The 14,150-nt window shown below is 60.2% G+C and carries 11 protein-coding genes and 1 pseudogene; 3 read left to right on the plus strand and 9 right to left on the minus strand.

The genetic code is table 11. The annotated features are described in order from the left end of the window. Positions 1–13 precede the first annotated feature (13 nt). The 8 genes and pseudogenes from AC5Y7D_RS25635 to AC5Y7D_RS25670 form a co-directional block, all read right to left on the minus strand. On the minus strand, positions 14–667 hold the full coding sequence (locus AC5Y7D_RS25635) for a transglutaminase-like domain-containing protein (protein WP_264916011.1): 654 nt from the start codon (positions 665–667) through the stop codon (positions 14–16). Then, on the minus strand, positions 664–2,121 hold the full coding sequence (locus AC5Y7D_RS25640) for a cytochrome P450 (RefSeq protein WP_264916012.1): 1,458 nt from the start codon (positions 2,119–2,121) through the stop codon (positions 664–666). The genes AC5Y7D_RS25635 and AC5Y7D_RS25640 overlap by 4 nt, the downstream gene beginning before the upstream one ends. A gap of 89 nt (positions 2,122–2,210) precedes the next feature. Next, positions 2,211–3,777, minus strand: a pseudogene (locus AC5Y7D_RS25645) (flavin-containing monooxygenase). A gap of 76 nt (positions 3,778–3,853) precedes the next feature. Then, positions 3,854–4,810: an alpha/beta hydrolase gene (locus AC5Y7D_RS25650; RefSeq protein WP_373878440.1), complete on the minus strand. Its 957-nt coding sequence runs from the start codon at positions 4,808–4,810 to the stop codon at positions 3,854–3,856. 5 nt (positions 4,811–4,815) lie between these two features. After that, positions 4,816–6,333 carry a flavin-containing monooxygenase gene (locus AC5Y7D_RS25655; protein ID WP_264916014.1) on the minus strand — a complete coding sequence of 506 codons (1,518 nt, stop codon included), beginning with the start codon at positions 6,331–6,333 and terminating at the stop codon, positions 4,816–4,818. A gap of 44 nt (positions 6,334–6,377) precedes the next feature. Next, positions 6,378–7,871, minus strand: coding sequence for a flavin-containing monooxygenase (locus AC5Y7D_RS25660; RefSeq protein ID WP_264916015.1), 1,494 nt, complete (start codon positions 7,869–7,871; stop codon positions 6,378–6,380). Beyond that, positions 7,868–8,791 (minus strand): reductase, encoded by a 924-nt coding sequence (locus tag AC5Y7D_RS25665; protein WP_070949308.1) that lies wholly within the window; start codon positions 8,789–8,791, stop codon positions 7,868–7,870. The genes AC5Y7D_RS25660 and AC5Y7D_RS25665 overlap by 4 nt, the downstream gene beginning before the upstream one ends. Positions 8,792–8,804: 13 nt before the next feature. Continuing rightward, positions 8,805–9,659, minus strand: a complete 855-nt coding sequence (locus tag AC5Y7D_RS25670) for an SDR family NAD(P)-dependent oxidoreductase (RefSeq protein WP_070949307.1) — start codon at positions 9,657–9,659, stop codon at positions 8,805–8,807. A 128-nt stretch (positions 9,660–9,787) separates the two neighbouring features. On the opposite strand from AC5Y7D_RS25670, the gene AC5Y7D_RS25675 reads away from it, so the two are divergent. Then, positions 9,788–10,420 carry a TetR/AcrR family transcriptional regulator gene (locus AC5Y7D_RS25675; RefSeq protein WP_264916016.1) on the plus strand — a complete coding sequence of 211 codons (633 nt, stop codon included), beginning with the start codon at positions 9,788–9,790 and terminating at the stop codon, positions 10,418–10,420. 170 nt (positions 10,421–10,590) lie between these two features. On the opposite strand, the gene AC5Y7D_RS25680 is transcribed toward AC5Y7D_RS25675, so the two are convergent. Then, entirely contained in the window at positions 10,591–11,460 is an 870-nt protein-coding gene (locus tag AC5Y7D_RS25680; protein ID WP_264916017.1) for a metal-dependent hydrolase, read from the minus strand. A 69-nt stretch (positions 11,461–11,529) separates the two neighbouring features. On the opposite strand from AC5Y7D_RS25680, the gene AC5Y7D_RS25685 reads away from it, so the two are divergent. After that, the gene (locus AC5Y7D_RS25685) at positions 11,530–12,198 is read left to right on the plus strand and encodes a TetR/AcrR family transcriptional regulator (protein ID WP_264916018.1); all 669 of its coding nucleotides are present in this window, start codon (positions 11,530–11,532) and stop codon (positions 12,196–12,198) included. A 345-nt stretch (positions 12,199–12,543) separates the two neighbouring features. Then, on the plus strand, positions 12,544–14,145 hold the full coding sequence (locus tag AC5Y7D_RS25690) for an acyl-CoA carboxylase subunit beta (RefSeq protein WP_264916019.1): 1,602 nt from the start codon (positions 12,544–12,546) through the stop codon (positions 14,143–14,145). Positions 14,146–14,150: the final 5 nt, after the last annotated feature.

The following is a 14,150-nucleotide window of genomic DNA, read 5'->3' on the forward strand; positions in this document are numbered from 1 at the left end:
GTGTAGTGCCCTTTCAGGCGAAGAGGTCGGGACGGCTGTTCGGCTGGTCGATGAATGTGCCGTAATGCGTTCTCAGTGCTCGCAGGATGTCTGCTAGGGGTAGATCGTCGTAGGCTCCCCGGTCGCGCAGATACTCCATGTGCTGGGTGCCGTCAGCGGTGAAACCATGGAGTAGCGCGTCGCTACGGCCGTCGAATTCGATCGGCGAGACACCGAAACGTGCGCACAGCTCGCGATTGAACGCCGGGGTGGCCTTTACCCACGCACCGTTGAGGAACATGAGACTGTAGCCGTGGTATACGAAAACGTCGGTACCACCCATCCGCTCGCGCAATGTCTTGGTCTGGAGGTGGTTTCGGACGTCGGCGAACCCCAGCCGCGCCGGGATTCCCGCCGCTCGGCACGCTGCAGTCAAGAGCACGGCCTTCGGGACGCAGTAGGCCCGTTCTGCGGTCGCGACGGTGCTGGCGCGATACGCGTGTGGGTTGTCGGTCACCGTGTAGGGGTCGTACCAAATGGAGTCACGGACCGCGGTGAAGATGGCGATGGCCTTCTCGGTGTCGCCGCAGGCACCACGGATCGCCGATGACACGAAGTCACGTACCGAATCTTGTTGCCAGTCAAGAAACTCCGTGGGTTCGAGGTAGGGCCTGTGGTCGACGGTCATCGGCGCTTCATCTCCAACGGAAGTCCGTCCACCGGAATGGGCAGGGAGGTGTTGTCCCATCGGACGTGATAGTTCTCCGGAACCGTCCAGGTGAACGAACGCAGCATCCTGTGCAGGATTGCTTTGACCTCGAGCGTCCCGAATTGCATGCCGATGCACTTGTGCGCTCCACCTCCGAACGGAACCCAGGCGAATCGGTGGTGTTGGTCTTCGCGCCGAGGCTCGTCGAAACGTGAGGGATCGAACCGCTCCGGATCACTCCAGATCGTTCGATCGAAGTGATTCACGGCAGGCGTTATGGCGCACAAAGTGTTCGCGGGGATGTGATATCCGTCGATGGCGACATCTCGAACCGTCTTGCGCATCACCAGCGGAACAGGTGCAAGCAGTCTGAGCGCTTCCTTGATCACGAGGTCGATGACCGTCATCTTCTCCAGGGCATCGATGTCCGGCAACCCGTCACCGATGGCCGCGGCTTCCGCAGCCGCTGCCTCCTGCCACTGCGGATACTTGGCAAGGAAATAGGTGACCGCTGTGGTGGTGATCGTCGAGGTGTCGTGGGCCGCCATCATCAAGAAGATCATGTGATTCACCACATCCTCGTCGGAAAACCGCTCCCCGTCTTCGGCCGTGGCTTGACAGAGAGCAGCGAACAGATCCTCCGTTTCACCGGCTCGCGCGGCCGGCAGATGCCGGAAGAAGTAGTCCTCCAAGACGCGCCGCCCTTGCACACCAGCGCGGAATCTGGTTCCCGGAAGCGGAGCACGCACAAGGGAACTCGCCGCCCGGACCGTAGCGACGAACGCCTTGTTGACAGCATCGCTCTCGTCCTTGCCACGGCCGCCCATGAAGACGTCGGTAGCTATGTCGAGGGTGAGTTCCTTCAACAGTGGGTAGATTCGAACCGACGGGCCCACCGGCCACGCAGGCAGTGCCGAGCGAACGCATGGGGTCACCTGTTCGACGTATCCGGTCAGGCGCGGACGCGTAAACGCCTCCTGCATGATGCGCCGGTGCATCAAGTGCTCTTCGAAGCTCATGAGCATCAAACCGCGATGGAAGAAGGCGTCGATCAGGAAGGACCAGCCATCCTGAGAGAATGCCTTCGCTTCGCTCGTGAATGCCTCTCGAGTGGCGTCAGGGCCGGCGATGACCACCATCTTGGTGCCGAACGCGCCCATCCACGACACCGAACCCAGACGGTCGTAGCGCTCTCGACTGAAATCCGAGCCGAATCGTATGTAGTCGAGCGTGTGACCCACCAAGGGCAGTCCGGCATCCCCCCGCACGGCTTTCAATCCACTGCCCGCGGGTGCCGGTGCCAGTTCACGAATCGGCCAGTCCCGGCTCCATCGACGCCATCTGTCGTCGACGGCGTGGGGCGCGGGGACCATGATCACAGAGGACAACCGCTCCTTCACGTGGTGCGCAGGTGCGAGAAGGTGATTCGTCATGGTTCCTCCTGGACGCTGGGCCGCTCTGACGGCGTCTCCACCAGACTTTACAAACATGCACTCGATGTCAATATCTGGACATTATTGGGCTAGGGGTTAAGTACGCGTCTCGCACCCATGGCCGGCTCAGGACCCGGCAGACTCGGTGCAGCGGGGCCTCCGACCTTTAGACGCCCGACCTTTCTCAAGACGTAATCGCCGCTGCGCAGCTTCCGCGTGAGGATTCGATAAACCAAGGTAGGCCCCGGCCAGTTCGTCGGGATTTCCCCACTCGAGGTTCGATACCAGCTCGCACACAGCGCCCACACCGACCTCCGTAGTCGCCTTCTCAAGCGCGTGTTGTAACGTTGCGCGATCTCTGACTTGACCTCGACCGCATGACCCGGATGAGCAGCCACGACCTTGATGAGCGTTGTGATGTGACGGACTTGTGACTCGATCATGTAGAGGATCGACCCCGAGCCCACATTCGTGTTGGGACCATAAAGCAGGAACAGGTTCGGGAACATGGGGACAGTGATGCCCAGATGCGTATGCCTGGGTCTTCCACACCTCGGCCAAGGAGACTCCGCGAGAGCCGCGCACGGACATCGGGGCGAGAAAATCGGTGGCTCGAAAACCGGTTCCGTAGATCACGACATCTGCAGGACGAAACTCTCCATCCACGGTCTTGACACCCTTGTCGCAGAGCTCTGCGATAGCCTTCGGCACCAACGACACGCGATCACTCGCGATTGCTGGATAGTAATCATTCGAGAACAGCACTCGCTTGCACCCTGGCGCGTCGGAAGGCGTCAATTGCTCGCGCAAAGATGGGCTAGCAACCTGCCGATGTAGGTGGCGGCGCGCGATCGCACCGAGGACGCGTGAGAGGGGCTTCGCGTCGACTAGCGTCACAGCGAGCAACTCGAAAAGTAGCCATACCGCGAAACGCTCGAGGCGCTGCGCCATCGGCAATAATTCGCTCACCCTGTAGTGAAGGACTCCATACCTGCTGTCCCACTTCGGCAAGATCCACGGAGCCGTGCGCTGATATAGCGTGACATGCTCTGCCTCGCGGGCTATGTGTGGCACGAATTGGATCGCACTTGCTCCTGTGCCGATGACGGCTACTTGCTTGCCGCGAAGCGAAACCGACCGGTCCCAACGCGCCGAGTGAAAGCGCGGCCCCTGAAAGGTGTCTGCGTCGGCGATATCAGGTATGTGGGGTAAGGACAGCTGACCCACGGCCGAGACGACGACATCGCAGCATATCGTCTCGTTCGAGCTCGTGGCCAGTGTCCAACGCCCGGACTGTTCGTCGAAGGTCAGGTCGACAACTTCGGTCTGCGTGCGCAGATGTGCGTCCAGTCCGCCACTCTCCACGAGTCGTTGGAGGTACTCAAGTATCTCGGGTTGCTCGGCATACCGCCGTGACCAGCGAGGATTGGGCGTGTACGAGAGTGAGTACAACGCTGACGGCACGTCGCAGGCCGCTCCCGGATAGGTGTTGTCACGCCAAACACCCCCGATGTCTGCAGCCTTTTCCAGGATCGTGAAGTTCGTGAAACCGTCCTTCTTCAGCCGGTGGGCCATCGCAACCCCGGCGAAGCCGGCCCCGATGATCACGATCGACGGATCGTATGCGCGACAGGCCGTCGCGAAGTTGCTGCTCATGAGGCAGAGACGACTGACTTCACGCTGCGGCGGTGTAGCTGGTGTAGGTGTAGGAGCATTGCCTGTTCAGACACTTTCACCTGACTCCCGAGGCTTCAAGGAAGCGTCCCGCTCGATGAATCGCGTCGCGGGCTTCGGGAAGAATCCGGAACATAGCCTGGAATACATGGATCTGTCCCCGGTATACCTGGATCTCGACGTGGGATCCAGCCGATTGAAGTCGCTCGGCGAGACGCCGCGAGTCATCGATCAACATTTCCCTCCCGCCCACCTGAATGAGGATCGGCGGCATCGAAGTCAGGTCCGCGTCAAGCACGCTGAGGCGCGGATCGTCGCGATCTGCACCCCCTACGTAGAGGTCAAGAGCGCGCGCCGCTGATTGAGCGGAGGCAAAAGGATCCCGGCGGCGAAGTTCACGCGCCCTGGCGAGTTCGCACCTGAGATCCAGGACGGGAGACATCAGCAGCATCGCATCAGGGAGCGGCAATCCACCTGCACGTGCGCCCAAGGCCGTGGCCATCGTGAGCTGACCGCCCGCTGAATCTCCGGCAACCGCGACGGTGCGCTGGCAAGAACCCGGGGACCCTCCGCTGGTAAGCCAGCGATACGCGTTCAGTGCATCGTCCGCGGCTGCGGGATAGGGATATCGTGGCGCAAGTCGATACTTGACGGCGAAGATTGGGCGTCCGCTTGCAGAGGCGAGTTCGCCGAGAAGACCGCGGTGCGTATCCGGCGAACACATAGAGTATGCACCGCCGTGTATGTACAGCAATGGGTTCGCATGCGGATTAATCACAGGTGTGGTGATCCAGTCCCCACGAACCGGGCCTCCGGCGAATACAGTGTCAACCATGCGCACTGTGACGCCGCGCCGAGGCCGTGAGGCTACGAGCGCTGTTCGAAGCACGCGATCCATCACCGCAAGTCCGTAGGCGTTTGATGGCATCAGCTGCGCCAGTGGGCGCAGGGTGGTTCGCGAGGACATCGCGACGAGATGACTGGCAAGACTGGGCTGCCAGTCGGGGGCATCCATTCTGGTCACCGGGGACACACCTCCTCGGGCCGATTCTCGAATCGGTAGTCCGAGAGGCGAAAGGTGCGGCTCCGCCAATAGGTCTCCAGAGTCGTTGATGGACGGAGTGGAACGTCACCGTGCCTGTCGAAGTAGTAGCTGTTGGCATTGGAACAGCTCGGCTGCCAGAAAACCTGTCTGTGACGCCGCTTTAGCACTTCGGCGAAATACCGGTCGTTCGCCTCCTTCTTGACCTCCACGCAGTTAGCACCCAGCGCCCGCGCGCGACGAAGACACCGGACGATGTGCCGACTCTGCGCCTCGATGAGCGTGAAGTACGAGGAACCGTTGTAGCCGTACGGGCCGAAGATGTTGAAATGATTCGGAAATCCCGGGACGCTCACCCCTTCGAAGGCCTGCAGTCGATGCTCGTCCCACCATGTAGCCTGCTCCAGCCCGCCGCGGCCCTTCAACACGTAAGTCGGCATGTTGCCCGACTCCACCACTTTGAAGCCGGTGGCCAGGATCAAGACGTCAATGGGATGAGCTTTGCCGTCTCGAGTATGGACGGATGCATGGTCGATATGGGTTATGCCGCTCGTCTCGAGCGAAACGTTGGACCGGTTGTAGGTTGCGAGATAGGAATTGTGGAAGCTGGGTCGTTTACAGCCCAACGAGTAGCGCGGAATGAGTTGTTCTCTCGTCGTCGGGTCATGGACCTCACGCCGCATGTACCGCTTTGCGGCGCTCTCCATGACATCGGCGAACGGTATCACCGTATGAAAGTGAGCGGCGATTGGGAAAGTGATTTCCACGAACGCCTGGCTCGCGGTCCGGGTCACCAATTGTGCCCCCGGCAGGAAATGTAGAAGCCTTCCACCCCACGTCGGTATGGGGAAGTCTGGCTTCGGCAGACAATAAATTGGAGTTCGCTGAAATACCGTCAGACTCTCTGCTTTCTTTGCGACTTCGGGTATCAGTTGCACCGCCGATGCACCGGTACCGATTACTGCAACCCTCTTCCCGCTGAGATCTTTGGTATTGTCCCATCTAGCCGTGTGGAGCGTAACGCCGGCGAAATCTCGCACCCCCTTGATTTCAGGCCACTTTGGCCGACTGAGAACGCCGGAGCAATTTATCACGAAGCGTGCCGTGAACTCCTCACCGTTGGCGCTGGTCAAATACCACCGTGTTGCGTTCTCGTCGAAACAAGCCTCGGTAATGGTTGTGTTGAAACGAATATGGTCCCGGAGCCGATACTTTTCAACACATCGCTCTGCATAGGCTTTGAGCTCATTGCCGCGGGCGTACGTGCGCGACCAAGAGGGCCGCATTTCGTATGAGAATTGATAACTGTACGACGGTATATCGACAGCGATACCCGGGTAGGTGTTCCAGTGCCACGTACCACCTACGCCATCGGCGTCATCAACCATCAAGAAGTCGGTAAATCCCGCCTTCATCAAGCTAATGCCAGACCCGATGCCGGAAAATCCAGCTCCTATGATAATTATCTCGTAATTACGGTCGGACTTGCGATCCATTGCTGTATTTCACCGTTCTGACGGTCAGCCTTGCAAACTTGTATTCAGAGTGATTGCGTCAGCTCGAGGTGTGTATCGTCGCGCCGGGTTATCACGTAATCATGAGGATCCAAGCGGGATAGTTCTCTCATAAACTGGGTCGCGAAACCTGGGTACATCGTGCCGTTGTAGCCGTCCTCGGTCAAATACCAACTGCTGCACCCCGAATTCCATGTCGTTCGTCGAAGGCGGCGCTGAATTTCGGAGTGATAGCGGTCCTGGCGATCCTCCCTCACATCCAAAGTACCGATGTCATTTTGCTGAAGGAGCTTGATCGCCTTGACTATATAGTCAATTGCGGCCTCCATATATACGAGCGCCGAGTTGTGGCCTGGCCCGGAATTCGGTCCGAAAGTGAAGAACAAATTCGGATACCCGGCCACGCTCACGCTCTTGAAGGCGAATGTCCCCTGAGACCATTCATCGCCGAGCTTCCGACCACCGAGGCCGCTAATCGGGAACGGGGTGCCACGTTTGGCCACATCGAAGCCAGTGGCAAATACGATACAGTCCACCTCGTGCTCAACACCGTCGGCGGTCCGAACACCGTTGGGTGACAATGTGGCGATCGGCCAGCTGATCAGCTTGCAATTATCCGCCTGTAGCGCAGGGTAATAATCACTGGTCATGAGCATGCGCTTGCATCCAGGTCTGAAATGGGGCGTCAACTGACGTCTCAACCAGGAGTCTTTCACCTGCCGACGGAGATGAGCCTTCGCCGCCAGCTGTATCGCGGACGTCGCGGTGGTGTTCCAGACCATACCCACTGCCATCACTTCGTGGGCCCAAAACCAGGCGTCGCGGAGCGCTTGTTCGCTCATCGGCACGTGTGTGAAGGTCGAACGCGCCCAAGCTGGATGCCTGAAGTTCACCCTGGGCAACACCCAGCCGGGCGTTCTCTGGAAAACTTTGACCGAGGCAGCCGACTTTACGAGCTCAGGAATGATCTGAACCGCGCTCGCGCCTGTCCCGATGACTGCAACCCTCTTACCGCCGAGATCGTAGCCATGGTCCCATTGAGCGCTGTGGATCTTTTTTCCACCGTACGAGTCAATACCCCGAATATCGGGAAAGCTGGCGTTGGCAAGTGGTCCACTGGCCATCACAACTGACCGGGCTTGATACCGCTTTCCATCTGCCGTGTCGGCCACCCAGATGCCGGCACTCTCATCGAATTCCAAGGCAGTCACGTCGGTATCAAACTGGATGAACCGGGCAAGATCGTACTTGGCGACCATATCGTCGATATATTCGAGGATCTCAGCGCTCCCCGAGTAGGTACGAGTCCAGCCCGGATTCGGCTCGAACGAGTAGGAGTAGAGAAGTGAGGGAATATCGCAGGCCGCACCGGGATAAGTATTGTCTCGCCAGGTGCCTCCGACGCGATCTGACCGTTCCAGGATGACGAAGTCATCCGTGCCCTCTTGAAGCAGTCTGATCGCCGTACCGATACCTGCGAACCCGGCGCCGACGATCAACGTCGTCGTGGTGCCTGTCATTTGGCAACCGGTTCGTAGGTCAGTTCGTCCGTCCACGATGGCGGCCGGCCGAAGATCTGAACAGGGAAAACATCGATCGCATTGCCAAGGCGCTGAGACACGAAGTGCAGAGGCTGGGACCGCTTGATGGAAGACGACATGTGCGCCTTCAAGATGTGATAGCCGGGCACCCTCCGCGTATGCTCACTGCGATCGCCGACATTGGCGTACCGCGTCACTGCGTTGTATAACTTCTCCTCGGACAGACCCATAGCGTTGAGATTCATCAACATGCGCGTCAGGAGCGGGATATACAGCAACGCGCCGGTGAGAATGCGCGGGTCGACCAGAGCACCCGCAGTTTGAATGGCGTGGATTCGCATGGGGCTGGCGCCCAGGTCGTTCAAGACCTGGAAGCCAACCGCGAGATGCCTTGATTCGTCGCTGTTGACCTTGTTGAACACCTCCCCGCACACAGGGTCGTCAACCTCCTCGAGGAGAAACTTCAGCAGCGCTCCATCGAGCGCAGTCTCCAGTGCCGGAATCGCGGCCCCGATGACGGTCAGGGGCAGGGCTTCGGCATAACGGTCCAGCCATTCGATGACCAGCCGAATATTCTTGTTCGGGACCGGTTTCTCGCCTTCCTCAAGCATGCCCCAGCGACGCATCAGGGCAAGTTCGGCATTGGCGTGACGCTGCTCCTCGGCGTGAAAGTAACGGTAAATGTCTCCGAGCGCTTCGAATGGCGCCTTTGGAGCCATCGCGGCGAAGGCACGTGCTCCAACATGCTCAATCCACACCACGTCGGACATGAATTGCTTGAGTTTGGGACGCTGTTCATCGGTGATCAGTTCCGCGCCAGGGGCGTTCCAATCGATATCGGCAAGAGCCCATTGCTTGTTCTTGATTGTCTCGAGCATGTCGCTGTATGCGAAAGCCATTTTCCCTGCTCCTCTACTCGGCTGAATCGTTCCATGAGGCCATGCGCTCCACGAGGCCCAGCGTGCGTGTAAAGGGACCGGGTAGGGCTCTCTTGAGTTGCCACAAGACTTTGGCATCGAGTTGGGGTACTACATAAATTTGTCCGCGATCGTGCGCGTTCAACGTCGTTCGAGCAACGTGCTGTGGCGAAATGCCGGTCCATTTCATCAGGTTGGTCGCAAGACTTGCAGCCGCCTCGTCGATTTGAGGATTGTTGACGATGTTCGTCTTCACGAAGGTAGGGCAAAGCACTGTGACGTTGACGTCAGTACCGCTCAGTTCGGCCGCCAATGTCTCCGACAGAGCGAGCACCCCGGCCTTGCTCACGTTGTAAGCCGCCATCCGAGGGGCCGAGCCGAAGCTCGCTGCCGACGCCACATTGATGACTCCGCCATGCCCATTGCTCCGGAGCCGAGGCACGAAAGTCTCGCACCCATAGATAACGCCCCAGAGGTTGACAGAAATCGCCGCGTTCCAGTCCTCGATCGACGTCGCACCGATACGGTTGCCGCCCGCACCGATTCCGGCGTTGTTGATGACGAGGCTTGCAGCCTTCCCAAACCAGTCTTCGCTCGCATCAGCCAGGTTGCGGATCTGCTCAAGATCGGTGACGTCGCATGCGATGTCGAAACCCTCGCCGCCAGCCTGCCTCACCAACTCTGCCGACTCTTTTGCGGTTGTGGGATCTCTGTCGGCGCACACCACGCGTCCACCTCGGCGCGCAAGCTCCACGGCGAATGCGCGGCCGATACCGCTTCCTGCGCCTGTGACGACTGCGTCGGCGCGGTGCGTTCTACGTTGTGAGCCGCCGAACGGCAGCAATCTCATCCGTCTGCCTTTGGGGTCGCGACACCGGTCTCGGCTGTAGGGAAACTCTCAATTGGGGGCACCAGCCACCATTGGTGTCGCATGCCACCAGTTTGGTCGTGAGGCAAGCCCTTTGTCAAGATGGAGAGGTGCGGTCGATAAACAAGCGCTGGGGTGGTCGAACCGGTGCCGAGCGTCGTGCAGAGCGACGGCAGCAATTGATCGAGGCCGCAACCGAGATTTGGAGTGAGAGCGGTTGGGCCGCAGTGACTATGCGCGGCGTATGCGCCCGCACGAGGCTAAACGATCGATACTTCTACGAGGACTTTAAGACGCGCGATGAACTGCTCGTCGCAGCGTGGGATGGCGTCCGCAATGACATGCTCGACGAGGTCGCCGCGCTCTTCGACGAGCGCGTGAATCGGCCGCCGATCGAAACCATCACCGCGGCGATCGCCATCGTGGTCGACCGGATCGCACGCGATCCCGGTCGGGCGCACATCCTCCTCGCTCAGCATGTTGGTAGCTCACCGCTACAAGACCGCCGCGCCGTGGCGCTACAGGAAGCAACGCAGTTGGTCGTTGAGGCAACCCGGCCACACCTCCGACAAGATGCCGACGAGATGGCCCTTCGCATGGATACTCTCATCGCAGTCGGCGGGTTCGTCGAAGTCATAACGGCCTGGCACTCGGGTCTGCTTACGGTCACCGAGAAGGAAATGGTCGCGCACACGAGTAGACTGGCTGAAACCTTGGCTCAACGCTATATCGTCAGCGACTGATCCAGGCTCACAGGCCAGCCAGCTCCGTGGCGATCGCTGCCGAACCGCATTCTTGGTCCGACCGCCTTCAGCGGCCGAGCACCGCGCCCGTGACGCTGCCGGCGCTCACGCTGTTCGGCAGGAGCGACGCAGGAACTGTGCTCCTGCGTCGCCAAACTTCCGCACCTCTGCTATCCCAGCTGAGCGCTAACTCTCTGTGAACCGTCTTGCTCGAACAGTTCCTTGCTCCAACGCTCCAGGACCGCAGCACTGTCCCAATCATCAGGGTGGAAACCCGGGCGGTTGTACGAACGGAATCTCCGCAGCGCATCAGCGGTGAACATCGGGGTGCGACTGAAGCGGTACAGACTGCGCACCAACGTGACCGGGTTATATGAAGCTTTGTCGGCGGCCATGGACAAGGCAGTCTGCAGAATGAGTTCGCCAAACAAAATTGCTGAAGCGATCCGCATGCCCCGTACACGGGTGCGCTCGGTTCCTCCAATCAACTGGTAGACATCGAAAGCGACCGCTTTGTGCTCCGACTCCTCGAACGCATGCCACAGCAGAATCGGTCGAACCTCTGTATGTCCAATGAGCTTCTGGGCGTCTTCGCTGGTAAGAATGATTTCTGCCAGCGTAGCGGTGTAGTGCTCCAATGCCGAAGTCATGGACAGCCGCATTTCCGGCGAAAAGCGCCGTTCCAGTCGCTTGATCAAGCGTGCGACGTGACGATCGATCCGCGCGGTCGGATAACCCATGGCCTGGAGTCGCTCGTTGAGGAGCCGATGCTGGTGTCGGTGCGTGGCCTCTTGTCCGATGAAACCCTTGACCGCTGTCTCTAGTTGGGGATCGTCGATGGAACTGTGGAAGTTCCTGACCGAACGGATGAAGAAATCCTCGCCTTCCGGGAACGTCGCGGAAAGCGTCGAGATGAAATGGCTCATCACCAGGTCGCCATCTACGAAGTGTTGCCGCTTCGTGGAGGTCGGCATCGGAAACCGAACACGCCTGGGTTTTGGCAGCACCCGGGTCCGGGCCGGGGCTTGATCGTTCGACATTTGAAGTCCTTCCTCGAAGTTTGGATCTGACTTTATGCCTTGTCAGATAAGACTGCCAGACTGTAGGACATGAGTCCAGCACGTGTTTATGGCGGGCTGTCCGCAACTCAACGCGATGCACAGCGCCGCGTGATGTTGATTGATGCCGCGGTCTCAATCATGGGCACCCACGGAGCTGCCGCGTGCACCGTGACCGCGGTGTGTGCGAAATCAGGAGTGACGAGCCGGTACTTCTACCAACAGTTTCGCGACCGAGACGCGCTCTTGCGTGCGGTATTTACCAAGATATCCACTACCTTCCAAGCGGTGATAACCAGCGCCATTCCGGACGACACGGTTGCTCCTCAAGAACTCGCTTACGCTCCGATCAAGGCCCTGGTTCAGGTGATCGAGAACGATCCCAGCATGGCCCGCATACTGTTTGTCGAATCGGGCGCAGAACCCCTCCTTCGGCAGCTGCGAAGCGAGCTGATGACCGATTTTGCGGAGCTGGTGCTCAGAGAGGCCCGCTTGCATCTCGATATACCCAGCGATGTGCTCCAAGTCGCAGATCTCGCCGCTACCTACGGTGTCGGGGGCCTGTTCGAGATACTCCGTCGCTGGATAGACGGACAACTGAACCTCTCGACTGAAATGCTTATCGAGCACGGTGCGGGTTTTCTTGGCATTCTCGGCCTATATACCCTCGGGCAGGTGCCTGATCAGGCCGTTCCGCGGCTGGCCGCAGCTGAGGAATAGATTCTGACCGACCCGGCGTTAGGCGCGACTCGGTTGGCTGAAGGGCATGGCGCACGCTGACAATCACTGCGAGCGTTCATCTGAGATCGCGACCGTAGAGGCTCAACGCTCCAGTCGAGGAACTCGATACGACCTCGCAAGGGCCCTGTGTGCCGTCCCACCCCGGTCAATTCCTTCGATCACTCGATCTGCAGCGAAACGCACCGCTTCGATCCCTCGCCATTCGACGGAACCACGGCGCGGAACAAATCCGACGCCCGCCCCGCACCGTTGTCACCTGATGTTAATTGCGGCTAACATCAGCGGCTAGTAGATCAACGTCGATGCTCGCTTGGAGGGAAAACTTTGGTACAGGTTCTGCCCGATCGGGTCGACGACACCGCGCCCGGCTATCTCAAGAACCGCGAAGGACTGAGCGCGCAACTCGACACCATCGCGGAGCAACTGGCGCTGGTCAACGGCGGCGGCGGCGCGAAATACGTTGCGCGCCATCGTAAGCGGGGCAAGCTGCTTGTCCGCGAGCGCATCGAGCTGATGCTCGACCCCCACACGGCGTTCCTCGAACTATGCCCCTTCGCCGCCTGGGGCAGTAAGTTCCCCGTCGGCGGTAGCGTGGTGGTAGGCATCGGCGTGGTCGAGGGCATCGAGTCGATGATCATCGCCCACGACCCCACCGTCCGCGGCGGCGCATCGAACCCCTATACCTTCCGCAAGGTGTTCCGCGGCATGGCCATCGCGCGGGAGAACCGACTGCCCATCATCAACATCGTCGAGTCTGGCGGCGCCGACCTGCCCACACAGGCAGAGATCTTCGTGCCCGGCGGACAGCTGTTCCACGACTTGACACAGCACAGCGCAGCGGGGCTGCCGACACTGGCCTTGGTCTTGGGCAACTCGACCGCGGGAGGTGCGTACGTCCCGGGCATGTGCGACTACGTCGTGATGGTGCGCAACCGTTCCAAGGTGTTCCTCGGCGGTCCGCCGCTGGTCAAGATGGCCACGGGCGAGGTCTCCGATGACGAGTCGCTCGGCGGCGCCGACATGCACGCCCGCACCTCGGGGCTGGCCGATTACATGGCCGAGGACGAGCAGGATGCGATCCGCATCGGCCGTCGCATCATGGCGCGGCTCAACTGGCGGAAGAGCGGCCCCGGACCCACCACGCCGCCGCACCCGCCGGTGCACGACCCCGATCAGCTGCTCGGCATCGCGTCGGTCGATCCGAAGGTGCCCTTCGACCCTCGCGACGTCATCGCCCGAGTGGTCGACGGCTCGACCTTCGACGAGTTCAAACCTCTCTACGGCACGTCACTCGTCACCGGCTGGGCCTCGATCCACGGCTTCCCGGTCGGCATCCTCGCCAACGCACGGGGCATCCTGTTCAGTGAGGAGGCCGAGAAGGGTTCGCAGTTCATCCAACTGGCGAATCAGATCGACACCCCCCTCATCTTCCTGCAGAACACCACCGGTTTCATGGTCGGTGCCGAGTACGAGCAGGGCGGCATCATCAAGGACGGCGCCAAGATGATCAACGCCGTGTCCAACAGCACAGTTCCGCACGTGACCATCACCATGGGTGCGTCCTACGGTGCCGGGAACTACGGCATGTGCGGACGGTCGTACTCGCCGCGTTTCCTATTCGCTTGGCCTAACTCGAAGTCGGCCGTGATGGGTCCGGCGCAACTGGCCGGAGTGCTGTCCATCGTGGCGCGCGAGTCCGCCGCCGACCGCGGGCTGCCCTTCGACGAGGAGGCCGACGCCCAGATGCGCGCCGCCGTCGAGGAACAGATCGAGCGCGAATCCGTCGCACTGGCCAACAGCGGCCGCCTCTACGACGACGGGATCATCGATCCCCGCGACACGCGGACCGTTCTCGGGTTTTGCCTGTCGGTGATCCACAACGGCGAAGTCCGTGGCCAGCGTGGCTACGGCGTCTTCCGGATGTGATGGCG

The organism is Mycobacterium sp. NGS49, from assembly GCF_059812565.1.